This is a genomic window from Kitasatospora sp. NPDC059462 (genome assembly GCF_042749955.1).
GTDB lineage: Bacteria > Actinomycetota > Actinomycetes > Streptomycetales > Streptomycetaceae > Kitasatospora.
This window is the reverse complement of the sequence record NZ_JBHYUU010000060.1, coordinates 1-23,423: the sequence shown is the minus strand read 5'-3', so window position 1 is coordinate 23,423 and position 23,423 is coordinate 1. Positions and strand designations below refer to the sequence as shown.

15 protein-coding genes and 2 pseudogenes are annotated in these 23,423 nt (G+C 75.6%); 5 read left to right on the top strand and 12 right to left on the bottom strand.

Annotated features, from left to right (window positions below; all coding sequences use genetic code 11):
- Positions 1-215: 215 nt before the first annotated feature.
- From ACFXAM_RS17585 to ACFXAM_RS17575, 3 genes are all read right to left on the bottom strand, one after another.
- Positions 216-1,418, bottom strand: coding sequence for a VWA domain-containing protein (locus tag ACFXAM_RS17585; RefSeq protein WP_380292129.1), 1,203 nt, complete (start codon positions 1,416-1,418; stop codon positions 216-218).
- Between the two features lie 71 nt (positions 1,419-1,489).
- Positions 1,490-3,838 carry a DUF5682 family protein gene (locus tag ACFXAM_RS17580; RefSeq protein WP_380292128.1) on the bottom strand — a complete coding sequence of 783 codons (2,349 nt, stop codon included), beginning with the start codon at positions 3,836-3,838 and terminating at the stop codon, positions 1,490-1,492.
- Positions 3,839-3,927: 89 nt separating this feature from the next.
- Positions 3,928-5,022, bottom strand: a complete 1,095-nt coding sequence (locus ACFXAM_RS17575; protein ID WP_380292126.1) for an AAA family ATPase — start codon at positions 5,020-5,022, stop codon at positions 3,928-3,930.
- A 189-nt stretch (positions 5,023-5,211) separates the two neighbouring features.
- On the opposite strand from ACFXAM_RS17575, the gene ACFXAM_RS17570 reads away from it, so the two are divergent.
- A complete protein-coding gene (locus ACFXAM_RS17570; protein WP_380292124.1) occupies positions 5,212-6,522 on the top strand; it encodes an SWIM zinc finger family protein in 1,311 nt (436 codons plus the stop codon).
- A 74-nt stretch (positions 6,523-6,596) separates the two neighbouring features.
- Entirely contained in the window at positions 6,597-8,177 is a 1,581-nt protein-coding gene (locus ACFXAM_RS17565; RefSeq protein WP_380292122.1) for a DUF5691 domain-containing protein, read from the top strand.
- Positions 8,178-8,271: 94 nt separating this feature from the next.
- Here ACFXAM_RS17565 and ACFXAM_RS17560 read toward each other — a convergent pair whose 3' ends face one another.
- Positions 8,272-8,679 (bottom strand): cobalamin B12-binding domain-containing protein, encoded by a 408-nt coding sequence (locus ACFXAM_RS17560; protein WP_350542253.1) that lies wholly within the window; start codon positions 8,677-8,679, stop codon positions 8,272-8,274.
- 307 nt (positions 8,680-8,986) lie between these two features.
- Between ACFXAM_RS17560 and ACFXAM_RS17555 the strand changes: the two genes are divergently transcribed.
- A complete protein-coding gene (locus ACFXAM_RS17555) occupies positions 8,987-9,847 on the top strand; it encodes a M23 family metallopeptidase (protein WP_380292120.1) in 861 nt (286 codons plus the stop codon).
- 31 nt (positions 9,848-9,878) lie between these two features.
- Here ACFXAM_RS17555 and pcrA read toward each other — a convergent pair whose 3' ends face one another.
- The 4 genes from pcrA to ACFXAM_RS17535 all read right to left on the bottom strand — a co-directional run bounded on the left by pcrA (position 9,879) and on the right by ACFXAM_RS17535 (position 16,011).
- Positions 9,879-12,509 (bottom strand): DNA helicase PcrA, encoded by a 2,631-nt coding sequence (gene pcrA, locus ACFXAM_RS17550; RefSeq protein ID WP_380292118.1) that lies wholly within the window; start codon positions 12,507-12,509, stop codon positions 9,879-9,881.
- A gap of 115 nt (positions 12,510-12,624) precedes the next feature.
- Entirely contained in the window at positions 12,625-13,824 is a 1,200-nt protein-coding gene (locus ACFXAM_RS17545) for an acyltransferase family protein (RefSeq protein ID WP_380292116.1), read from the bottom strand.
- A gap of 179 nt (positions 13,825-14,003) precedes the next feature.
- Positions 14,004-14,681: a LuxR C-terminal-related transcriptional regulator gene (locus ACFXAM_RS17540; RefSeq protein ID WP_380292114.1), complete on the bottom strand. Its 678-nt coding sequence runs from the start codon at positions 14,679-14,681 to the stop codon at positions 14,004-14,006.
- Positions 14,674-16,011 carry a PspC domain-containing protein gene (locus ACFXAM_RS17535; protein WP_380292157.1) on the bottom strand — a complete coding sequence of 446 codons (1,338 nt, stop codon included), beginning with the start codon at positions 16,009-16,011 and terminating at the stop codon, positions 14,674-14,676. The genes ACFXAM_RS17540 and ACFXAM_RS17535 overlap by 8 nt, the downstream gene beginning before the upstream one ends.
- Positions 16,012-16,273: 262 nt before the next feature.
- Between ACFXAM_RS17535 and ACFXAM_RS17530 the strand changes: the two genes are divergently transcribed.
- On the top strand, positions 16,274-17,806 hold the full coding sequence (locus ACFXAM_RS17530) for a PspC domain-containing protein (protein WP_380292112.1): 1,533 nt from the start codon (positions 16,274-16,276) through the stop codon (positions 17,804-17,806).
- Positions 17,803-18,015 carry a hypothetical protein gene (locus tag ACFXAM_RS17525; RefSeq protein ID WP_380292110.1) on the top strand — a complete coding sequence of 71 codons (213 nt, stop codon included), beginning with the start codon at positions 17,803-17,805 and terminating at the stop codon, positions 18,013-18,015. Before ACFXAM_RS17530 ends, ACFXAM_RS17525 begins: the two co-directional genes overlap by 4 nt.
- 15 nt (positions 18,016-18,030) lie before the next feature.
- On the opposite strand, the gene ACFXAM_RS17520 is transcribed toward ACFXAM_RS17525, so the two are convergent.
- The 4 genes and pseudogenes from ACFXAM_RS17520 to ACFXAM_RS17505 form a co-directional block, all read right to left on the bottom strand.
- Positions 18,031-18,444: a ubiquinol-cytochrome c reductase iron-sulfur subunit gene (locus ACFXAM_RS17520; protein WP_380292155.1), complete on the bottom strand. Its 414-nt coding sequence runs from the start codon at positions 18,442-18,444 to the stop codon at positions 18,031-18,033.
- 60 nt (positions 18,445-18,504) lie between these two features.
- Positions 18,505-19,092: pseudogene (locus ACFXAM_RS17515) on the bottom strand (DoxX family membrane protein); the annotation flags it as partial.
- Positions 19,093-19,278: 186 nt separating this feature from the next.
- Positions 19,279-20,874, bottom strand: a complete 1,596-nt coding sequence (guaA, locus tag ACFXAM_RS17510; RefSeq protein WP_380292108.1) for a glutamine-hydrolyzing GMP synthase — start codon at positions 20,872-20,874, stop codon at positions 19,279-19,281.
- Positions 20,875-21,919: 1,045 nt separating this feature from the next.
- A pseudogene (locus ACFXAM_RS17505) lies at positions 21,920-23,423 on the bottom strand (hypothetical protein); the annotation flags it as partial.

Genomic DNA, 23,423 nt, shown 5'->3' with positions numbered 1-23,423 from the left:
TCAACACGCGCGTCACGTCCGTCTGGCAGGTTATCCCCGGACGACGGGCGTGTTTCGCCCGGGGCCTGCCCGTCTTTGGTGAGAACCGTCACAGACAGCTTAGGGGGCGTACGCCGGGCGCCCGGACCGGCGGGCCCGCTCGGCCGTGCCCCGGGTTCCGCCGTTCGGGTGAGCCGGGGGGGGTTCCGGGTGGACGGGCGGGCCGACAGCTCCGTTCACACCCCCTGCTCCGGGACCGGGATCGGGCGCTTCTCGATCGCCGCCGCCATGATCTCCGGGAAGACGTCGGGGGTGCAGGCGAAGGCCGGGGCGCCGAGGGCCGCCAGCGCGGCGGCGTGCGCGTGGTCGTAGGCCGGCGCGCCCTCGTCGGAGAGCGCCAGCAGGGCGATGAACTGGACGCCGGCCGCCTTCATCGCGGCCACCCGCTTGAGCATCTCGTCGCGGATGCCGCCCTCGTAGAGGTCGCTGATCAGGACCACGATCGTCTCGGCCGGCCGGGTGATCCGGGACTGGCAGTAGGCGAGCGCCCGGTTGATGTCGGTGCCGCCGCCGAGCTGGGTCGCGAAGAGCACGTCGACCGGGTCGGTGAGCTGCTCGGTGAGGTCGACCACCGAGGTGTCGAAGACCACCAGCCGGGTGTCCAGGCTCTTCATCGAGGCGAGCACCGCGCCGAACACCGCCGAGTGCACCACGGACGGCGCCATCGAGCCGGACTGGTCGATGCAGAGGATGACGTCCTTCTTCACCGCGCGCTGGGCGCGGGCGTAGCCGACCAGCCGCTCGGGGACGACCGTGCCGTGCTCGGGCAGGTAGTTCTTCAGGTTGGCCCGGATGGTGCGGTCCCAGTCGATGTCGCGGTGGCGCGGGCGGTTGACCCGGGCGCTGCGGTCCAGCGCGCCGCCCAGGGTGGCCCGGGTGCGGTCGGCGAGCCGGCGCTCCAGGTCGGCGACCACCCGGCCGACGACCGCGCGGGCGGTCTCCCGGGTGGTCTCGGGCAGCGCGTGCTTGAGCGAGAGCAGGGTGCCGACCAGGTGGACGTCCGGCTCGACGGCCTCCAGCATCTCGGGTTCCAGCAGCAGCTGTTCCAGCCCGAGCCGGGTGATGGCGTCCTGCTGCATCAGCTGGACGACGGTGGCCGGGAAGTACTCCCGGATGTCGCCCAGCCAGCGGGCCACCTGCGGGGCCGAGCCGCCGAGTCCGGCGCTGCGGCGGCCGGAGCGCGGCTGCCCGGCCCGGCCGTCCTCGGCGGCGCCCCGGTAGAGCGCGGCGAGCGCGCCGTCCATCGCGGCGTCGCGGCCGTTCAGGGTGCGGCCGGTGCCGTCCGCCTCGCCGCCGAGGACCAGCCGCCAGCGGCGCAGCCGCTCGTCGGAGGGGGCGGGGAGGGCGGCGGAGGCGGTGCCGGGGGTGGTGACGGCCATCGGGGGCTCCTCTGCGGGCGGCGTGCGGGCGGCGGTCGGGACGGGGGCGGGGAACGGGGGCGGCGGGGTTGTCAGGTGTCGCGGCCCTCGGCCTGACGGGGGATCCGCGGGTGGTCACCGGACTCCCCGGCGGCGCCCGGCAGCCCGAGCAGCAGGGCGACCACGGGCAGCGCGGCATCGGCCCGCGCGCGGTCCAACTCGGCGTCCTGCACGACGGGTTCGGTGCTCCCGGCATCGAGCGGTCCGGCCGCCACCCGGCTCCCGACGGTCTGCCGGACCCCGGCCTCCAGGGTGGCGAAGGTCCGCCGCAGCAGCGGCAGCACATCCGTGAAGACCTCCGCCGGGACGGTGGTCAGCCAGCCGTCGAGCAGGCCGAGCAGCCGGGGGTCGTGGAGCAGCAGCGCACCGCCCCCGGTCAGGAAGCCCTCGATCCAACCGGCCGCGTCCGCCGGGCTGTTGGCGGCCGACAGCACCAGGCCGAGCCGCCGCCCGGCCTCCGCGGAGTCGAGCCGGCCGTCGTCCAGCAGCAGCCGGACGGCGCGCCCGCGCAGCAGTCCGGGGACGCCGGTGGCCGGTCCGCCGGACGGTTCGCGCCGGGCGAGCGCCCGCAGGGTGGCGGCCCAGCGGTCGGCGAGTCCGGCGGCGGGGCCGTCGGCCCCGTCCAGCAGGCCGATCGCGCCGTGGACCTCGTCGAGGTGGCCGCGCATCGCAGCGGCTCCGGCGGCGTCCAGGCCGGTGCAGGCGGGCGGCAGGCCGACGCAGATCCGGTCGGCGAGGCCAGCGGCGACCTCGCCGAGGGCGCCGTGGTCGGTGCCCCGGACGTCGCCGTAGCGCAGCGCGCGCACCAGGGCGGGCAGCGCGCCGGCCAGGTGCGCGACGTCGGTGTCCAGCGCGGCGCAGTCGGCCAGCACCCGCATCACGGCGGGCAGCGCCTCGGCGAGCCCGGCCACCAGGCAGGTCTCCACCAGCCCGGTGAGCTCGGCGAGTTCGGCGGCGGCCCGGGCGGTGCCGACCGCCTTGCCGACGGCGGCCCGCTCGACCGTGGTGCCCCACTGGGCGGCCTCGGCGATCCGGACGGCGAACTCGGGCTGCCAGCACAGCCGCCAGCTCTCCCGGAAGGTGCCGGTGGAGGTGACCGAGGAGCGGGCCGGCACGCCCCAGTCGACGCCGAGCAGGCGCAGCCGGTGCAGCAGCCGGGAGCGGGCCGCGTCGTTCTCCTTGCGCAGGTCGAGGTCGAGGTCGCGCGGGGCGGGGTCGGGCTTGAGGCGCAGGGTGCGCTGGAGGCGGGCGAGGTCGCGCTGGAGCGGGACGGCGGGCGCGGCCTCGGGCACCTCGCCGAGCACGTCCCCGATCACCAGCCGGTCCTGGACGAGCGCGAGGGGGACGTCCGAGCCGTCGCACATCACCGCGCGGACGGCGTCCAGCGTCTCGGTGAGCCCGGCGAGCGGGCGGCCGCGCAGCACGGCGAGGGCGCGGGCCAGCCGGACGGCCTCGATGACGTGCGCGGAGGAGACCGGGTGGTCCTCGGCGCGCAGCAGGTCGGCGGCCCGGGTGAGCCAGCCGGGCAGCGGGTCGCCGTCCGTGCGGTGCAGGTGGCGGTACCAGCCCGGGGAGACGATCCCGGCGCCGTAGCCGGTGAGCTGGGAGAGCCGGCGGTGCGTCCAGGGCACCCAGGTGACCTCGGTGCGCACCTTCTTCGGCAGCCCGGCGAGCAGGGCCCTGTCGTGCGCGACGGTGGGCATGGCGGCCAGGGCGGGGACGTGGAAGGCCCCGCAGACCACCGCGATCCGCTGGTGGCCGGCGCGGCGGGCGGCGCGGATCTGCTGGCGCATGTACGCCTCGCGCCGCTCGTCGCGCAGGCCCGCGCCGCCGTCCTCGCGCAGCGCGGTCATCGCCTCGGCGACGGCCGCGAAGGGCGCGAGGGCGTCCTCGCCGTCGCCGGGGCGGCGGTGCTCGACGACGTCCTCCCACCAGCGTTCCGGGTCGTCGTGGCCGGCCGCCTCGGCGAGCCGGGCGATCGGGTCGCGCGGCAGCTCCGCGTCCTCCTCGCCGGCCCCGTCACCGTCGCCGTCGCCGTCGCCGTCCTGGTCGGCGGTGTCCGCGAACGCGTAGCCGGCCGGCAGGTCGATGAAGCGCAGCGGGACGCCGAGCCCGGTGGCGTAGCGGATGGCCACCCACTCCGGCGAGAACTCGGCGTACGGCCAGAACGCGGCACGGGCCGGGTCGTCGGCCGCGTGGGCCAGCAGCGCGACCGGCGGCACCATGTCCTTCGCGGCGGCCAGCCCGAGGATCGGGTCGGCCTCCGGCGGGCCCTCCACCAGGACCGCGTCCGGTCGCAGCTGCTCCAGGGCGGCGGCCACCGAGCGGGCCGAGCCGGGGCCGTGGTGCCGGACGCCGAGCAGCGTCACCTCTGCGCTCATCGCGCTCTGCCTCCCTAGGTCTTCCGAGGTTGCGGTCGTACGGTGCACGGTCGTGCGGGGCACCGTGCGGCGGTGCCCGGTGGTGCCGTTCAGCGGGCGTTCTCACGGGCGGCGCGGTAGAAGTCCTTCCAGCCGTCCCGCTCGCGCACCACGCCCTCGACGTACTCGCGCCAGACCTGCTGGTCGGCGGCCGGGTCGCGGACCACCGCGCCGATCACGCCGGCCGCGACGTCGCCGGCCCGCAGCACGCCGTCGCCGAAGTGGGCGGCGAGCGCCATGCCGTTGGTGACCACCGAGATGGCCTCGGCGGTGGAGAGGGTGCCGCTGGGGGTCTTCACCTTGGTCCGGCCGTCCGTGGTGATCCCGGACCGCAGCTCCCGGAAGACGGTCACCACGCGCCTGATCTCCTCGGCGCCGCCGGGCAGTTCGGGCAGTTGGAGGGAGCGGCCGAGCTGCTCGACCCGGCGGCTGACGATCTCGACCTCCTCCTCCAGCGAGCCCGGCAGCGGCAGCACCACGGTGTTGAAGCGCCGGCGCAGCGCGCTGGACAGCTCGTTGACGCCCCGGTCGCGGTCGTTGGCGGTGGCGATGAGGTTGAAGCCGCGCACGGCCTGGGTCTCGGTGCCCAGCTCCGGGACCGGGAGGGTCTTCTCGGACAGGATGGTGATCAGACTGTCCTGCACGTCGGCCGGAATGCGGGTCAGTTCCTCGACCCGGGCGATCCGGCCCTCCGCCATCGCCCGCATCAGCGGCGAGGGCACGAGCGCCTCCCGGCTGGGGCCGTTGGTGAGCAGCTGCGCGTAGTTCCAGCCGTACCGGACGGCCTCCTCCGGGGTGCCGGCGGTGCCCTGCACCAGCAGGGTGGAGTCGCCGCTGATCGCCGCGGCGAGGTGCTCGGAGACCCAGGTCTTCGCGGTGCCCGGCACACCGAGCAGCAGCAGCGCCCGGTCGGTGGCGAGCGTGGTGACGGCGACCTCCACCACCCGGCGCGGGCCGATGTACTTGGGGGTGACGACGGTGCCGTCGGGCAGCTCGCCGCCCAGCAGGTAGGTGGCGACAGCCCACGGGGAGAGGTTCCAGCGCTCCGGGCGCGGACGGTCGTCCTGGGCGGCCAGCGCGGACAGCTCGGCGGCGAAGGCGTCCTCCGCGTGCTGCCGCAGGACCTCGGTCACGACGTCGGTCATCGGGGCTCCTTCGGGTCGGCCGCCGGGCACACGGATGCCCGGGCGGCGGGGTGATCGGGGGGAGCCAGGTCGGCGTCCCGGCCTGCGGAAACCACCATGCACCCGACCACTGACAATCCTGACCGGACCTCAGTTCGGCCCGTCCGGGCGTCGGGTCGGATGTCAGTGCCGCCGCCTAACGTCGTCGGCATGGAGGAACGCTGGAGCACCGAACACGTCCTGTCCCTGGCGCCCGACGCCGCCTCGCGGAAGGCCGCGGGCAAACTCTCCGCACCCGCCCCCTGGTCCGCCACGGGCACCGACGGCGGTGCGGTCTGGGGCGAGTGCAAGGGCAGCGGCAGCACGCCGTACCGCACGGTCGTCGAGCTCGCCACGCCCGCCTACCAGTGCAGTTGCCCGAGCCGGAAGTTCCCCTGCAAGCACGCCCTCGGGCTGCTGCTGCTCTGGAGCGGCTCGCCCGCCGCGGTGCCGGACGGCGCCGAGCCCGCCGACTGGGCCGCCGAGTGGCTGAAGGGCCGCCAGGAGCGCGCCGAGCAGCGGGCCGTGCGGGCGGAGGCCCCGGCGGACCCGGCCGCCGCCCGCCGCCGCGCCGAGAAGCGCTCCGCCCGGGTCGCGGCGGGCGCCGCCGAACTGCGGCTGCGGCTCGCCGACCGGGTCCGCCACGGCCTCGCCGACCAGTCCACCGCCGGCCCCTGGGAGGAGGTCGCGGCCCGCATGGTCGACGCCCAGGCCCCCGGCCTGGCCACCCGGGTCCGCGAGCTCGACGCGCTGCCGCAGCAGGGGCTGCTGGCGGAGTACGCCATGCTCCACCTGCTCGCCACCGCCGCGACCCGCCTCGACGAGCTGCCCGCGCCGCTCGCCGCGACCGTCCGCGGCCGGGTCGGCTACACCACCGAGACCGCCGAGCTGCTGGCCGGCCCGACCGTCCGGGACCGCTGGCAGGTCCTCGGCAGCCGCGACACCGCGGACGATCGGCTGACCACCCGCCGGCTCTGGCTGCGCGGCGCCAAGACCGGCCGCCCGGCCCTGCTGCTCGCCTTCGGCCGCCCCGGGCAGGCCCCCGAACTCGCCCTGCCCACCGGCCAGGCGGTCGAGGCGGAGGTCGCCTTTCACCCCGGCGTGCGACCGCTGCGGGCCGTGCTCGGCACCCGCTACGGCGCCCCCGCGGCCGGGCCCGACGGCCCGCCGCCCGGCCTGGCCGTCGCCGAGGCGGTGGCCGGCTACGGCACCGCGCTGGCCGACGACCCGTGGCTGGACGCCTGGCCGACGGTGCTCGCCGACGTCGTCCCGGTGCTCTCCGAGGAGGGCTGGCACCTCACCGACGGCCGGCACACCGTCCCGGTGCACCGCGCCGCCGTCCCGGAGGCCGCGCTCTGGCGGCTCGCCGCCGTCTCCACCGGCCGCCCGCTCACCGTCTTCGGCGAGTACGGCCACCGCGGCTTCGCGCCGGTCACCGCCTGGGGGCGGGACGGCCGCCCGATCGGCCTCACCACGCCCTGAGCGGGCCCCGCCGCACCCCGCGCGCCCGCCGTTCCCGACCCACCCGCACCCGTTCCACCGGAGGAGGAGGCCCCGTGTCCGACCCCTGGGAGTCCCTGCAGACCACCGCCCTGCTGGGCACCGACCGCCGCCCGCTCCCCGCGCCCGGCCCGGCCGCCCCGTACGACGGCGCCGTCGACCGCACCGACCCGGCCACCGCGCTGCTCGAACTCGCCGCCCTGGAGACGGTCCGCCGCCGGGCCGGCGCGCTGCCCGTCCCGGCCGCGGCCCCGGTGGGCCCGCCCGCCGCCGAGGACCACCGCCCCGAGCTGCCGGCCGCCGCCGCCCGCCGGCTCTCGCTGCTGCTCTCCACCCGCGGCGGCGGCAGCGGCGTGCTCGCCAACGTCGGCGAACTGCTCCCGCAGTGGCTGGCGACCGCCCGCGAACAGGGCTACCGCGCGCCGGCCGCCAGCGTCCCGGCACTGCTGGACGCCGCCCGCGCCCGCAGCGAACTGCGCCCCGACGCGGTCGCGCTGGCCGGTCCGCTCGGCCGCTGGCTCGCCGAGCGCAACGCGGACTGGCGGTTCGTGCAGCGTGCCGCCCCGGAGCCCCCGCCCGGCCCGGACGCCGCCCCCGCCGAGGGCGACCACCTGTGGCACGAGGGCCTGTTCGCCGAACGGGTCACCCACCTCACGCTGCTCCGCCGCCGCGACCCGGCGGCCGGCCTCGCGCTGCTGCACGGCACCTGGTCCACCGAGCGCGCCGAGGACCGGCTGCTGTTCCTGGACGCCCTTCAGGAGGGTCTGTCGCTCGCCGACGAACCCTTCCTGGAGGCCGCGCTCGGCGACCGCAGCAAGAACGTCCGGGCCACCGCCGCCGAGTTGCTCTCCACCCTGCCGGGCTCGGCGCTGGCCGCCCGGATGGCCGAGCGCGCGCGCAGCGCCGTGCGCCTGTCCGAGCACGGCACGCATCTGCTGGTCACCCCGCCGACCGCCTGCGACCCGGCGATGCAGCGCGACGGCATACCGCCCAAGTCGCCCACCGGGCGCGGCGAACGGGCCTGGTGGTTCGGCGAGGTGATCGCCGCCGCGCCGCTCTCCCTGTGGTCCGGGCACACCGGTCTGACGCCCGAGCGGCTGCTGGCCCTGCGGGTCGGCGACGCCATCGACGAGACCAGCAGCACCTGGGCCGACGACCTGCGCGAGGCCTGGGCCCGGGCCGCCGTCCGCCAGCAGGACGCCACCTGGGCGCGCGCACTGCTGGGCCCCGCGCCCGTCCCCGGCCCCGGGCGCCCCGCCCGCGCGACGGGCGCCCCCGCCAAACTGCTCGCGGTGCTCCCGACCGCCGAACGGGCCGCCTGGACGGCCGCCTTCATCGAGGCGCACGGCCTCGGCGACGCCTTCCAGCTGCTCGGCGCCTGCGCCACCCCGTGGACGCCGCCGCTGTCCACCGCGGTGGTCGAGGCGCTGGCCCGGGCCGCCGCCTCCGGCGCCTACCCGTGGAGCCACAGCGGGGTGCTCGGCATGACCGAGCGCGCGCTCTCCCCGCGGAGCGCCGCGGCGGTCGAGGCACTGGCCGCCGGGGCCGCGCCCGCCACCGCGTGGGGCGAGACCTTCGCCCGGCTGGCCGGGACGCTGCGCTTCCGCGAGGCGATGCTCGCCGAACTGGCGGCCTGACCGGGCGGCCCGGCCCGACCGGCCGGGCGGGCGGAGCAACGCGACGGGGCCGGTGCCGGACGAGGTGTCCCGGCACCGGCCCCGTCGGCGGCCGTCAGCCTGCGGCCCGCAGATTGGCCTCGACCCAGGCGACCACGTCGCTGGTCGGCGTGCCCGGGGTGAAGATGTCGGCGACGCCCATCGCCTTCAACTCGACGATGTCCTCGTCCGGGATGATCCCGCCGCAGAAGACCTTGATGTCCTCGGCGTCGCGCTCCTTCAGCAGCTCCAGCACCCGCGCGCAGAGCGTCATGTGCGCCCCCGACAGGATCGACAGGCCGATGCCGTCCGCGTCCTCCTGGATCGCGGTGTCGACGACCTGCTCCGGCGTCTGGTGCAGACCGGTGTAGATGACCTCCATGCCGGCATCGCGCAGGGCGCGCGCGATGACCTTGGCGCCGCGGTCGTGGCCGTCCAGCCCCGGCTTGGCGACCACCACGCGGATCGGGCCTGACACACCCATCACTGCCTCCCGGACCTCGTCGTCCATCCCCACCGGACCTCGTGGGCTCGGGCGAGGTTAACGATCAATAACCAACCTGAGGGGAGGGTAGCGCCACCCGCCCGGGTTGGCGGCGCCACCCCTCAAGACGAGGGGAAAATCACAGACCGCCCACCACCCGTCCGTGTTCTACCCCGCAACCGCACACCCGCAGCCCCTTGACATCCGGACTTTTGTCCGGATGTCGGGCTTCCGGCTACAGTCTCGGTCGTTTAGCCCCGCTCCCCGCCCGACGACGCGCCCGAGGCCCACCGAGGAGGCAGCCGCGATGGCTCCCGAAGCAGCCGCCCGCCCGACCCGTGCGGAACTGCGTCTCGCCGCCCGCGAGCAGTCCCGGTCCCAGCGCCGCGACGCCGCCAGGGCCGCCACCCGCACGGCGCTGCTGCGGGTCGCGCTGCCCTCGGTGGCCGCGCTCGGCGTCGCCGCCGCGGCGGCCGTCACCGTCCAGGGCGAGGCCGACCAGCAGCGCGCCCAGGCCGCCGGCCGGGTCCCCGAGCAGGCCGGCGCCGTCGACGCGCCCGACACCGCGCACACCGAGGCCGCGCAGGCCGCCCAGCAGGCGCTGGCCGCCGGCGCGGCCGACCAGGCCTCCCGCGGCGACGCCCGCCAGGCGCTCTCGGCCACCCAGGGCGCCCCCGACGCCACCGGACAGGCCGGACAGGCCGCCCAGGCCGGGCCGGCGGCCGCGCAGGCCGCCGCCACCGACCAGGCGCCGCCCGCACCGGCCCGCCCCACGATCTCGATGCCGGTCGCCGAGCACGGCATCGGCGAGGCCTTCGGCGCGGCCGGCACCCACTGGGCCAAGCGACACACCGGCATCGACTTCCCGGTCGACGGCGGCACCCCGGTGATGGCCGTCACCGACGGCACCATCCGCACCCAGTGGAACCCGTCGTACGGCTACATGACGATCCTCAAGACGGCCGACGGCACCGAGGCCTGGTACTGCCACCTGCGCTCGTACAAGATCCGCAAGGGCACGGTGAAGGCCGGCGACGTCATCGCCTTCGTCGGCAGCAGCGGCAACAGCACCGGCCCGCACCTGCATTTCGAGATCCGCCCGGCCGGCGGCGGCGCCCCCGTCGACCCGCTGCCCTGGTTCCTCGCCCAGGGCCTCGACCCGCGCTGAGCACGGCGCGGGCCGCGGCGCCCCCGGTCCGCTACAGCTTCTCCACCGGCGCGTAGCGCAGCAGCAGTTGCTTGCGCCCCTCCGTGCCGAAGTCCACCGTGGCCTGCGCCTTGTCGCCGACCCCGGTGGTGGCCACCACCGTGCCCAGCCCGAAGGTGTCGTGGGTGACCCGGTCGCCGACCGCCAGCGCGACCACCTCGCGCTCCGCCGCCGCGCCCGAGCGCCGCGCCGACTGTCCCCAGCCCGCCTTCGGCGAGGCCGCGGCCGACGCACCGCGCGAGGAGCCGCCGCGCGACGACCCGCCCGACCCACCCGAGGACCTCCCGCCCCAGGACGACCCCGACGAGAAGCCCCGCGAGGCCGGCGCCGACGCCGCCCCCGTGCGCTTCCACTCGACCAGCGTCTCCGGGATCTCCTCCAGGAACCGCGAGGCGGGGTTGTACGACGGCTGCCCCCAGGCGCTGCGCAGCACCGACCTGGTCAGGTAGAGCCGCTGCCGCGCCCGGGTCAGCCCGACGTACGCGAGGCGCCGCTCCTCCTCCAGCTCCTTGACCTGGTTGAGCGCCCGCATGTGCGGGAAGATGCCGTCCTCCATGCCGGTCAGGAAGACCACCGGGAACTCCAGGCCCTTGGCGGTGTGCAGGGTCATCATCGTGATGACGCCCTGCCCCTCCTCGTCCTCGTCCGGGATCTGGTCCGAGTCGGCGACCAGCGCCACCCGTTCCAGGAAGTCCGCCAGCGAGCCGACCGGCGGCGCGCCGTCCTCGCCCGCGTCCGGGCGCTCGCCCGGGTCCTGCTCGTACTCCAGGGCGACCGAGGCCAGCTCCTGGAGGTTCTCCACCCGGGTCTCGTCCTGCGGATCGGTGGAGGCCTGCAGTTCGGCCAGGTAGCCGGTCTCCTCCAGCACCGCCTCCAGCACGGCCGCCGGGCCCGCTCCGGACGCGACGACCTGGCGCAGCCCGGCCATCAGCGCGTTGAACTTCTTCACCGCGTTCGCCGAGCGCGCGGCCATCCCGTACGCCTCGTCGACCCGCTGGAGCGCCTGCGCGAAGGAGATCCGCTCGCGGGCCGCCAGCGCGTCGACCATCGCCTCGGCCCGCTCGCCGATGCCGCGCTTGGGCACGTTGAGGATCCGGCGCAGCGGCACGGTGTCCTCGGGGTTGGACAGCACCCGCAGGTAGGCGAGGACGTCCTTGACCTCCTTGCGCTCGTAGAAGCGCACCCCGCCGACCACCTTGTACGGCAGGCCGACCCGGATGAACACCTCCTCGAAGACGCGGGACTGCGCGTTGGTGCGGTAGAAGATCGCGACGTCGCCGGGCTTGGCCGCGCCCGCGTCGGTGAGCCGGTCGATCTCGTCGGCGATGAACTGGGCCTCGCCGTGCTCGTCGTCCGCGACGTAGCCGACGACCTTCTCGCCGTCCTCGCCGGCCGTCCAGAGCTTCTTCTCGCGCCGGTTGGCGTTGCGCTCGATGACGGCGTTGGCCGCGCTCAGGATGGTCTGGGTGGAGCGGTAGTTCTGCTCCAGCAGGATCGTGGTGGCGTTCGGGTAGTCCTCCTCGAACTGGAGGATGTTGCGGATCGTCGCGCCGCGGAAGGCGTAGATCGACTGGTCCGCGTCACCGACCACGCACAGCTCGGCGGGCGGCACCTCGGCCGGCCGCCCGGCCGCCGGGTCCACCCAGTCGCCGTCGACGGTGCGCTTCGGGGCGTCGGCGACCGCGCCGCCGGTGAGCTCGCGGACCAGCGTGTACTGGGCGTGGTTGGTGTCCTGGTACTCGTCGACCAGGATGTGCCGGAACCGCCGCCGGTAGTGCTCCGCGACGTCGGGGAAGGCCTGGAGCAGGTTCACCGTCGTCATGATGATGTCGTCGAAGTCGAGGGCGTTGGCCTCGCGCAGCCGCCGCTGGTAGAGGAAGTACGCCTCGGCGAGCTTCTTCTCCATCGGGTTGGCGGCCTGGTCGGCGTAGGTCTCCTCGTCGATCAGCTCGTTCTTGAGGTTGCTGACCTTGGCGGTGAAGGACTTCGGCGGGAACTGCTTCGGGTCCAGGTCGAGGTCGCGGCAGACCAGGGCCATCAGCCGCTGCGAGTCGGCCGCGTCGTAGATCGAGAACGACGAGGTGAAGCCGAGCAGCTTGGACTCGCGGCGCAGGATCCGCACGCAGGCGCTGTGGAAGGTGGAGACCCACATCGCCCGGGCGCGCGGGCCGACCAGCTGCTCGACGCGCTCGCGCATCTCGCCGGCGGCCTTGTTGGTGAAGGTGATCGCCAGGATCTCGCCGGGCTGCGCGCCGCGGGCGGCCAGCAGGTACGCGATCCGGTGGGTGAGCACCCGGGTCTTGCCGGAGCCGGCGCCGGCCACGATCAGCAGCGGCGAGCCGGCGTGCAGCACGGCCTCGCGCTGCGGGTCGTTCATGCCCTCCAGCAGGGCGGCCGGGTCGATGACCGGGCGGGCGGTGCCGTTGCGGTACCAGGCGTCCCGTTCCGCCTCGGCGGCGTGGTCGGTGTGGAACAGCCCGTCCGGGATCGCCTCCTCGTAGGCGTCGTACGGGACGTCGTCCTCGTACGGCGGCTCCTCGCCGATCGGCGGCGCGGGCTGCTTCGACCCGGCGGCGGGGGCCTCGAAACCGGGGAGCGGGAGGTCGTCAAAGAGGCTACTCATGGCACTGACGAGTCTATGGCCCCGCGCCGACAACCCGGTCCGGTCCGGCGGAGCGCCCCGGGCGTCCGCCGGACCGGGGCGCCGGGACGCACCCCGGACGCGCCCGGAGCGCGCGCTACGGCGTCCGGTCCGGCTCCGCCCGGCGGCGGCCGGAGGGGCCGGAGGCCGCGCGCATCGCCTCGATCGACCCCGACAGCCGGCGCTTCAGCAGGTCGCCGAGCGGCCGCTCCACCAGCCGGTGCAGCAGCCAGGCCGCGACCAGCGCCGCGACGAGCGACACCCCGAGCGCCACCGAGCTCCGCGCGCCCAGCGAGCGGAGCCAGTGGATCATGGTCCAGCCCGCCTCCTGGTGGATCAGGTAGAGCGGGTAGGTCAGGGCGCCGGCGACGGTCAGCCACTTCCACCGGGCCCAGCCGAAGTACCCGAGGGCCACCGCGATGATCAGCACGTACGACAGGGTGATCACCGCGACCACCACGTTCCACGAGAGCGGGTGCCCGGCCGCGGCCTCGAAGCCCTTCTTCAGCTCGCCGGCGCGGGTCACCGAGATCAGCCAGGTGAAGCCGACGATCCCCCAGAGCATCAGGTTCGGACCGAAGCGGTACATCAGGTAGATCGCCACGCCCGCGATGAAGTACGGGGCCTCCAGCGGCATCACGAAGGAGGTCAGCAGCGGGTTCCCGGCCTGGGGCACCAGCAGCGACGCCACCAGCCAGATGCCGCAGAACGCCGTCACCCGGCGGTAGCTGAGGCCCATCCGGACGACCACGGCGAACATCAGGTAGAACTGCAGCTCCATCCAGAGCGTCCAGTAGACGCCGTCCACGTACTTGGTGCCCAGCGGCCCCTGGAACATCGTGAGGTTGGAGAGGACGGTCCGCAGGTCGATGCCGTCCCTGGCCGCGGCCCGCCCGAGCGTGGGGACCAGGACCAGCACCGCGGTGGTGAGCAGCACCCCCGCCCAGTAGGCCGGCATCAGCCGCACCACCCGCGAGACGAAGAAGTCCCCGGGCTTCCTGCCCCAGCAGCTCATGCAGATGACGAAGCCGCTGATGATGAAGAACAGCTGCACGCCGAGCCAGCCGTACGAGGTGAAGCGGGCTATCTCCGGCATGAAGTCGGCGGGGACGCGCCCTCCCCAGATCTCCGGGACCTCGCTGTCCGCCGTCCAGTGGAAGGACAGCACGCTGAGCGCGGCCACCAGCCGCAGGCCGTCCAGGGCGTAGAGCCGGGGCCTGCGGGGGGCCGGACGGGGCGCTTCCTCCTTCGGCGGCCCCGCTCCGTCGCCGGGCAGCGGTCTGGAGGGTTCCGTCACATACGCGGACATCGGACTCACCGGGGGCTAGCGGCCCCACCGCGAGACTGGTGCGGGCACGACGGAACGGTCCCGCGGAGAATATCGGGACATCCGGAGAATACGAAAGTACGGTTCCCACGGCGTCCCGCACGGTCCGCCCCGCCCGGACCGCGGGGCCGGGCGGGGCGGACCGGGGCTCAGACCAGACGGCGCGCGGTCGCCCAGCGGGTCAGCTCGTGCCGGTTGCTGAGCTGGAGCTTGCGCAGCACCGCCGAGACGTGGCTCTCCACCGTCTTGACCGAGATGAACAGCTGCTTGGCGATCTCCTTGTACGCGTAGCCGCGGGCGATCAGCCGCAGCACCTCGCGCTCGCGCTGGGTCAGCCGGTCCAGGTCCTCGTCCACCGGCGGGGTGTCGGTGGCGGCGAAGGCGTCCAGCACGAACCCGGCCAGCCGGGGCGAGAAGACGGCGTCCCCGTCGCCGATCCGGAAGATCGCGTCGACCAGGTCGGTCCCGGTGATGGTCTTGGTGACGTAGCCGCGGGCGCCGCCGCGGATCACGCCGATCACGTCCTCCGCCGCGTCCGACACCGAGAGCGCCAGGAACTTCACTCCCCCCTGCTCCCCCATCAGCCCGGCCGAGCGGCGCAGCACCTCGACGCCGCCGCCGCCGGGCAGGTGGACGTCCAGCAGCACCACGTCGGGCCGCGTCTCGGCGACCACCCGGACCGCGGACTCCACGTCGTCGGCCTCGCCGACCACGTCGATGCCGGTCGTCTCGGTGCGCCCGATCTCCGCCCGTACCCCCGTCCGGAACATCCGGTGGTCGTCGACCAGCACGACCCTCGCGCGGCGCTCCGGCGCTGCCTCAGTCATCAGCTCTCTCCATCTCCAGCTCGACCTCGGTCCCGCCGTCCGGCGCCGGCCGCACCCGTGCGGTGCCGCCGTTGCGCTTCATGCGGCCGAGGATCGACTCGCGTACGCCCATCCGGTCCTCGGGCACCGTGTCCGGGTCGAAGCCCGGGCCGTGGTCGCGGACGAACACCATCACGGTCCTCCCCTCGACCTCGGCGTAGACCTGGACCGGTCCCCCGCCACCGTACTTGGCCGCGTTGACGGTCGCCTCCCTCGCGGCCTGCATCTGGGCCGCGATCCGCTCGTCCATCGGGCAGTCGCCGACGATCACGACCTCGACCGGGACGCCGTGCCGGTCCTCGACCTCGGCGACCACCGCCCGCAGGCTCTCCGCCATGGTGTCCGGGGCCTGCTCGGCGACCGCCTCCGGGCGGTAGAGCCACAGCCGCAGCTCGCGCTCCTGGGCGCGGGCGAGCCGCAGCACCTCCTTCGGGTCCTCGGCGCGGCGCTGGATGAGGGTCAGCGTGTGCAGCACCGAGTCGTGGACGTGGGCGGCGATCTCGGCGCGCTCCTGGGCGCGGATGCGGGCGGTGCGCTCGGCGCCGAGGTCCTGCCACATCCGCAGCGCGTACGGGCCGACCAGCACCAGCACCCCGGCCAGCACCGCGAGCGAGGCCTCGATCACCGAGCCGATCGTCGAGCCGCTGCCCTGGGTCGCGAGGAAGGCGATGATGCCGGCCACCACCAGCAGCACGCCGGCGCCGACCCGGGTGAAGGCGCCCCGGCGCTTCTCGCCCTCCTCCAGGCCGAACCAGCGCTGCCAGCGCGAGTCGTCGGCCTGCCGCCAGACCAGCGCCACACCGACGCCGATCGCCAGCAGCGGCCAGGTGTACGGCTTGGCGGTCTGCACGTTGAGCGCGTTGAGCAGGGCGATCACGCCGATCACCAGCATCACCAGCGCGGCCAGCTGGCCCAGCCCGCCCTGCCGCTGGCCGGAGGCCGGGGCGCCGGGCGCTGCGGCCCCCTCGCCCGCCTCGACCGGCTCGCCGCGCAGGGCGTGCTGCAGCACCTCGCGCAGCCGGCCGATCCACCCGCCGCACCGGCGGCCGCCCTTGCTCAGCTCCCCGCTGCCCCCCTGCCAGGAACCGACCGGGACGAAGGCGCCGTTGACGTAGACCCAGTGCGCGCCGGCCCGCGGCTCGCCGATGCCGATCGGCACCACGAACCAGAACGCCGCGTAGAGCAGCCCGCCGAGGCCCTGGGCGAAGAACAGCACCACGAAGGCGATCCGCACCCAGCTGACGGGGAGTCCGAGGTGCACGGCGAGGCCGTGCGCGACGCCGCCGAGCATCCGTCCCTGCGGGCTGCGGTAGAGCCGGCGGTACGGCGGCTTCCCGTCGGCGGGCGCGGACGGGTCGCCGCCCCCGGGCGGGGCGGGCTCGGGGGCGAGGGGGCGGGAGTCGGAACCGGGTGCTGCCACGGCACCGATGGTTCCACGCTGGCGGACCCGGACGCATCAGGGTGGGGCCCTGACGCTTCTCAGGGACAAGTCAGGGTCCGAGCAGGGGCGGGACCGGTTGGGCGGGGGTCCGGCACCCACCAGGATGGTGGGCATGACCGAAGACCACCGCGCAGAGGAGCTCCACGAGGCCGGGACGAGCACCCCGCCCGCACCGGACCGACCCCCGCTGACCCGGGCCGAGCACCACCGCGTGGTGGCCGGCGTCTGCGGCGGCCTCGGCCGCCACCTCGACATCGACCCGGTGGTGTTCCGCGTCGTGACGGTCGTGCTCTGCCTCTCCGGCGGCCTCGGCCTCTTCCTCTACGGCCTGGCCTGGCTGATCGTGCCGACCGAGCAGGGCGCGGACGGCAAGGGCGGGCGCGGGGCGCGCACCGAGCTCCAGCGGGTGCTGACCGGCCGGGTGGACGGCCAGTCGATCGGCGCGGTGCTGCTGACCGTGATCGGCACCGGGGTCTTCTTCTCCTCGATGGGCGACGGCGACCAGCTGTTCCCGCTGCTGCTGCTCGCCGGGCTGGTCTTCCTCGCGGTCCGCTACGACCCGGAGCGCCGGCGCGGCGGCCGGACCCGCGGCCGCCGGAACCGGCACCACCACCCCCACGGGTACGCGGGCGGCGAACGGCCGGGCGGCCCGTACGACCGGTACTTCCCGGACTCCGGCCCCGCCGCCGGAGCCGCCGGGGCGGCCGCGGGCGGCTACCGCTGGCCGCCCGAGGAGCCGGCCGCGGACGAGGAGGCCCGCGCCCGGCACGCCGCCGCGCGCGAGGCCGGCACCGTCCCCGCCGACACCCCGCACGCCGGCCCGTCCGGCTACCTGTGGGACCCGCGCCACCCCGAGCGCAACCCGTACGACGGCGCCGCGCCGACCCCGCCCTACGGCCCCCCGGCCCCGCCGCCCGGGGCCCCGACCCGGCCGTGGTGGCAGCGGACCGACCTGCCGCAGGGCGACCCGCTGCGCAAGGAGGCCGGGCCCGTCCCGCCGGCCCCGCCGCGCCCGCCCGTGGTGGTGCACCGGCGCGAGCGCTCCCCGCTCGGCCTGATCGGCCTGCTGCTGGCGGTGGGCGCGGCCAGCGCCGTCTGGTCGGCCTCGGCCGACGGCGGGGCGACGGTGCGGGCCGGCAGCGTGCTGGCCACCGCGCTGCTGGTGATCGGGCTGACCCTGCTGCTCGGCGCGAAGTTCGGCCGGGCGCGGCGGCTGGTGGTCCCGGGCCTGCTGCTCACCGTGGCGCTGACCGCGGTCGGCGGGTCCTCGGTCACCACCGGGAACCTGGCCGGCGACCGCGACTGGAAGGTCGCCTCGGCCGCCGAGCTGCAACCGAAGTACACCCTGGGGGTCGGCACGCTGCGCCTGGACCTCAGCGGGATCGACCCGGCCGGCGCAACCCTGGCCACCACGGCCGAACTGGGCGCCGGCGACCTGACCGTGACGGTCCCGTCGGACGTGACGGTGAACGTGCGCAGCGAGATCGGCCTGGTCGAGGTCCGCGTCACGGGCCACGAGGGCTACGACGACGGGCCCGGGAACCGCACCTACCAGCTGCTCCCGGCGAACGGACAGACATCCAAGGGCACGCTCGACCTCACGCTGAAGGTCGGGCTCGGCAACGTCAAGGTGGTCCAGCAGTGAGGAAGCACCAGCTCGACCTGTTCTCGCTGATCGCCGGGGGGCTGTTCACCGCGATCGCGGTGCTCTACCTGGTGGCGGCGGTGAACGACGTCTCGGTGAACGGGCGGATCGTCATCCCGGTGACCTTCATCGTGCTGGGCGTGGGCGGCCTGGCCGGGGCGGTGGCGGCGGCGGTGCGCCGCTCCCGGCCGGAGGACCGCGAGGGCTAGTCCTCCAGGCGGAGGCTAGCTCTCCAGCGGTCCCAGGTGCAGCTGGTCGCCCTCCTGGGTGACCCGGTACCGGGGCAGCGCCTTGGTGGCCGGGCCGTTCACCACCGCGCCGGTGGCCGCGTCGAACCGGGAGCCGTGGCAGGGGCAGTACAGCCGGCCGTTCTTCGGCGCGTCGACCGCGCAGCCGGAGTGGGTGCAGATCGAGGAGAACGCGCAGTACTGGCCCGCCTTGGGCTGCACCACGTAGACCGCGTCCCCGCTGGCCGGGTCCTTCACCTGGGCCGAGCCGCCGACCGGGACGCTCGCGGCGGGCACCGTGACCGGCGCGCCGGCCGGCGCCGGGGCGGCCGGCTGCTTCGCCGCCGCGGTGGGCTCGTCCCGCCCGAAGGTGGCGGTCAGCGAGCCGGTGAGCAGCCCGGCCCCGCCCATCGCGACGGCCGCGATGCCGCCGTCCATCAGGGCCCGGCGCCGGACGTGGTCCTCGTGCAGGCCGCGCCGGCGGTCCCGGGCGGAGCGCCGGGCGAGGTAGCCGTCCACCGAGAGGTACGGCGTGCCGGCCAGCAGCAGCGGCGTCCAGGCCATCAGGTAGGCGAGGTCGTTGCCGAGGTAGTACGGCGTGACGCTCCAGCTGACGGTGAGCCAGAGGGTGAGGTTGATCAGGGCCCCGCCGGCGGCGGCGAGCCGGCCCCAGAGGCCGAGCAGGGTGCCCAGGCCCACCGCCAGCTCGCCGAAGGCGACCAGCAGGGCGAACGGGGTGGGGTGGTGCAGGGCCGGGCCGAGCAGGAAGCCGATCGGGCTGGCGTCCTGGACGGCCCTGGTCTGCGACAGGAACGAGGCCGGGTCGCCGGAGCCGGCCAGGTAGTGGCTGTCGGAGAGCTTGTCGAGCGCCGCGTAGACGAAGGTGACGCCGAGGAAGATCCGCAGCGGCAGCAGCGCCAGCCGCGAGCCGGCCGCCTTCCACGCGGCGATCCGCCCGGAGACGCCCACCGGGGCCGCGCCGTCCGGGGCGTCCTGGACCGGCCCGGCCGCGCCGTCGCCGACGGTCCCGGCCGCCACAGAACTGCTGGCCTCCGCCATGACCCACACCTTCCCTCACCGGCCCGTCACCGCCTGACAGGTCCGGACGCATTCTGCCCGCTCATGAGCGCTTTCGGTGGGAGGTCCCACCAGGGGCCCGGAAACCACCGGCGCCGCCGACCCCTGGTACGGGGGCGGCGGCGCGGGTGTTCAGAACCGGTCAGGACCGGCCGGGACGGGGAGTGCTCACTCCCACTCGATGGTGCCCGGCGGCTTGCTGGTGCAGTCCAGCACCACGCGGTTGACGTCGCGGACCTCGTTGGTGATCCGGGTGGAGATGCGGGCCAGCACGTCGTACGGCAGGCGCGACCAGTCGGCGGTCATGGCGTCCTCGGAGGACACCGGGCGCAGCACGATCGGGTGACCGTAGGTGCGGCCGTCGCCCTGGACGCCGACGCTGCGGACGTCCGCGAGCAGGACCACCGGACACTGCCAGATCTCGCGGTCCAGGCCGGCCGCGGTCAGCTCCTCGCGGGCGATCGCGTCGGCCTCGCGCAGCAGGTCCAGGCGCTCCCGGGTGACCTCGCCGACGATCCGGATGCCCAGACCCGGGCCCGGGAACGGCTGGCGCTGGACGATCTCCTCCGGCAGGCCCAGCTCCTGGCCGACCATCCGGACCTCGTCCTTGAACAGCTTGCGCAGCGGCTCGACCAGCGCGAACTGGAGGTCCTCGGGCAGGCCGCCGACGTTGTGGTGGGACTTGATGTTGGCGGTGCCGGTGCCGCCGCCCGACTCCACCACGTCCGGGTACAGGGTGCCCTGGACCAGGAAGTCGACCGACTCGCCCTGCTCGCCGGCCTCGGCGACGATCTCGGCCTGCGCCTGCTCGAAGACCCGGATGAACTCCCGGCCGATGATCTTGCGCTTCTCCTCCGGGTCGCTGACGCCCTTCAGCGCGTCGAGGAAGCGCTCCTGCGCGTCCACGACCTTCAGCTGCACGCCGGTGGCGGCCACGAAGTCCTTCTCGACCTGCTCCGTCTCGCCCTTGCGCATCAGGCCGTGGTCGACGTAGACGCAGGTCAGCCGGTCGCCGATGGCCTTGTTGACCAGGGCGGCGGCGACCGCCGAGTCCACACCGCCGGACAGGCCGCAGATCGCGCGCTTGTCGCCGACCTGGGCGCGGATCAGCGCGACCTGCTCCTCGACCACGTTGCCGGTGGTCCAGGTGGGGGCGAGACCGGCGCCGCGGTACAGGAAGTGCTCCAGGACCTGCTGGCCGTGGTCGGAGTGCAGCACCTCGGGGTGGTACTGGACGCCGTAGAGGCGGGCCTCGTCGTTCTCGAAGGCCGCGACCGGCACCACGTCGGTGGAGGCGGTGACGGTGAAGCCCTCGGGGGCCGCGGAGCAGGCGTCGCCGTGCGACATCCAGACCGAGTGCTGCGCCGGGACGCCCTCGAACAGGGTCGAGCCGGTGCGCGAGACGGTCAGGGGGGTGCGGCCGTACTCCCGGGCGCCGGTGTTGTCGACGGTGCCGCCGAGCACGGTGGCCATCAGCTGGAAGCCGTAGCACATCCCGAAGACCGGCACGCCGGCCTCGAAGATCGCGCGGTCGAGCTGCGGCGCGCCATCCTCGTAGACCGACGAGGGACCGCCGGAGAGGATGATCGCCTTCGGGTTCTTGGCGAGCATCTCGGCGACCGGCATGCTGCTCGGCACGATCTCGCTGTAGACCCGGGCCTCACGCACCCGACGGGCGATGAGCTGGGCGTACTGGGCACCGAAGTCGACGACCAGGACGGTGTCGGTCTCGGGTGCGGACTGGACGGGAGTAGCAGAGGACACAGACGGCCTTCCGGCAGCGGTACGAAAGGTGTCGCGCGGCGCGCCCTACGGAGGGTGTGCGGCGGGCGACGGGCGGGGGTCTGCCACCGAGTCTACCGGGCTGGCCGGTTTCACTCGTCTGCCCGCCCCGGCGGCCGTGACCGGCGCGGCGCCCGGTTCGTTGCTCCGGGCGGACCGTACGACCCGCGCCGCGCCCGCCAGACGCGTCGCCCCCGCCCCGGCCAGGGCGCCCCCGTACGGCACTGCAGGACCACGCGTGGAGCTCACCCCAGTCCACCGGCGCACGTGGCGCCGTCGCGGAGAACCGGCCCCGGCCGGGGAGCGGCGCGCCGTGGGACCGTGCGCGGGTGCTGCGGCCGGCCAGCAGGGGACAGCGACCCCGGCCGCGACTGGACCAGGAGGTGGGGCGGCCGGCCGCCGGGGACGCCCGGAGCCGGCCGCCGCACCCACCGCGATCCCGGCGCACACCACCCGCCGTCCCCCGCGCCGCCGCGCACGTCCCCCGTGCGCTCCGGTCGGCTTCGTCACGCACCGTGATCACTGCGGTCGGCCCTCCTCGGCCGCCCCCGCACCCGGCGCGGCGGCCCCGCCCCGGGCCGGCCACCGGCCCGGCCGGAAACGGCCTGTACCGAATCATGCCGAATCGGTTGCAGAGCAAGCCCTTCGTCCAGGACGATGCTGCATGGACGAGGTTCTCCCGGTGGCCGAAGGGCTCCCTGTGGAGTACCGCCCCGTGCCGCCGAGACCCACGGCGGCAACGATCACCACCTCACGCTCCGTGAGCCTGGTCCGACGCAGGCGTGTGCGCCCGCCGGACCGCCGCCACGGCACTGTGCGCCCGCACGCCGGCCCACCCCCGCCGCCGGAGCGGCCCCGGCGCACGATCCCTTCCGGCCAACCGTCCGGACGGCGCTCCTCCCCCGGCGCCGTCACCCAGCACCGGCGCGGCCCTGACGCCGAGTGCTGAACGACAAAGGGCCCCGTTCCCCCGCGGGGCCCTTTGCCCTGCCCGGGGCCGGCCGCGCGGGCCCGCCCCGGACCGCCGCTACGGGCGCCGGCTCCAGACGACGGGGTCCACCGGCCCGTCGTCCGCCGGCCCGTCGTCCGGCCGCGCGCCGCCCGAGCCGATCACCTCCGAGACGACCGGCGCACCGGGGTACTCCCCGTCGGACTGCACCGGCACCCCGGCCGGCGACCGCTCCGGCGACGACGGCGGCGGAGACGACGGCGCCTGTGCCCGGCGGTCGCGGGCCGCCAGCAGCGGCGGCACCGCCAGCGCCCCGGCCGCCGCCCAGACCAGGTTGGCCACCAGCAGCGTCCACGGCACCAGGGAGAGCGTGCTCTCGAACCCGGTGTCCTGGCTGCGGCCCAGGTAGCGGACGGTGGCCTTCGAGGAGCTCAGCAGCCCGGACACCGCCATCAGCAGGCTGAGGCCCGCGGCGTACACCAGCGCCAGCCGGAGCCGGTCCGCGGCGTCCAGCCGCCGCCAGTACGCCGTCCAGCCGAGCACCGCGGCGGCGGCCAGTGCGAGCAGTCCGGTCCAGCGCCAGTCGCCGTCCGCGCCGTGCAGGTCGAAGAAGGAGTACTCGTCGACGCCGCGCGGCTCCCGGTACCAGTCCGAGTCGCGGGCGGCCGGCGCCTCGCTGCTGGTCCGGAAGGTCGCCCCGGAACCCAGCCCGAGCAGCATCAGGCCGACGTTGGGCAGGAAGGCGGTCGCGCTCGTGGTCAGTTCGCCGCCGACGCCGTCGTCGTCGCCCAGGACCACGGTCACCACCAGTCCGACGGCCGACGCCAGGCCCACCGAGACCGCCAGCGCGCGGCCGGCCGCCAGCCCGGCGACCGCCCAGCCGCGCACCGCCCGGTTGCGCCAGGCCGCCCAGCGCAGCGCGTCGGTGCCGTACACGGCGAACGCGAGCAGCCCGGCGAGCAGCGCCGTCCAGCCGGCCGCCTCGGCCCAGCCGGCCGAGGACTCGTAGCCGATCCGGCCGACCGCCCCGGAGCCGGGGTCCAGGTCGAAGCGGTCGCCCGGGTGCCAGGCGGCGCCGCCCACCAGGCCGAGCAGCACGGTCACCGCGGCGGCGACCACGGCGGTGCGCACGGCCTCGCCGGCCGCCTGCCGACGGGTCTGCTGCGCACCGGTGCGCTCCTGCTCACGGCGCGCCCCGATCCGCAGGCCGGGCCAGAGCGCGAGCAGCCACAGCACGGTGACGGTCAGCGGCACCGCGCGGACCAGCACCTCGCTGCCGTGCGCGAGGCCGGCCGGGCCGCCGGCGCCGACGTCCAGCCGGAACGGTGCGCCGAGGGCGCCGAGGACGATCGCCAGCGCGGTGCCGAAGCGCGTGCCGTAGGAGGGCGCGTCGAGGACGGGGGTGTAGGGGAAGAGGTTCTCCGGGATCGCGACGACGAGCGCGGCCAGCAGCAGCACGGCGGTTGGCGCGACGACCGCGCGCAGCGCCGGGCGCCAGTCCGCGCCGGTCAGCCAGGCGAGCACGGCGGGCCGCTCGACGGCCGGGTCGTACGGCCGGCCGGCGCCCCAGGGCCCACCGGGC

What these genes read in the sequence shown, in the direction of transcription:
- ACFXAM_RS17585 (WP_380292129.1), bottom strand. Translation starts at nt 1,418, where the DNA reads ATGGCCGTCACCACCCCCGGCACCGCCTCCGCCGCCCTCCCCGCCCCC.
- ACFXAM_RS17580 (WP_380292128.1), bottom strand. Translation starts at nt 3,838, where the DNA reads ATGAGCGCAGAGGTGACGCTGCTCGGCGTCCGGCACCACGGCCCCGGC.
- ACFXAM_RS17575 (WP_380292126.1), bottom strand. Translation starts at nt 5,022, where the DNA reads ATGACCGACGTCGTGACCGAGGTCCTGCGGCAGCACGCGGAGGACGCC.
- ACFXAM_RS17570 (WP_380292124.1), top strand. Translation starts at nt 5,212, where the DNA reads ATGGAGGAACGCTGGAGCACCGAACACGTCCTGTCCCTGGCGCCCGAC.
- ACFXAM_RS17560 (WP_350542253.1), bottom strand. Translation starts at nt 8,679, where the DNA reads ATGGGTGTGTCAGGCCCGATCCGCGTGGTGGTCGCCAAGCCGGGGCTG.
- ACFXAM_RS17555 (WP_380292120.1), top strand. Translation starts at nt 8,987, where the DNA reads ATGGCTCCCGAAGCAGCCGCCCGCCCGACCCGTGCGGAACTGCGTCTC.
- pcrA (WP_380292118.1), bottom strand. Translation starts at nt 12,509, where the DNA reads ATGAGTAGCCTCTTTGACGACCTCCCGCTCCCCGGTTTCGAGGCCCCC.
- ACFXAM_RS17540 (WP_380292114.1), bottom strand. Translation starts at nt 14,681, where the DNA reads ATGACTGAGGCAGCGCCGGAGCGCCGCGCGAGGGTCGTGCTGGTCGAC.
- ACFXAM_RS17535 (WP_380292157.1), bottom strand. Translation starts at nt 16,011, where the DNA reads ATGCTCGGCGGCGTCGCGCACGGCCTCGCCGTGCACCTCGGACTCCCC.
- ACFXAM_RS17530 (WP_380292112.1), top strand. Translation starts at nt 16,274, where the DNA reads ATGACCGAAGACCACCGCGCAGAGGAGCTCCACGAGGCCGGGACGAGC.
- ACFXAM_RS17520 (WP_380292155.1), bottom strand. Translation starts at nt 18,444, where the DNA reads ATGGGCGGGGCCGGGCTGCTCACCGGCTCGCTGACCGCCACCTTCGGG.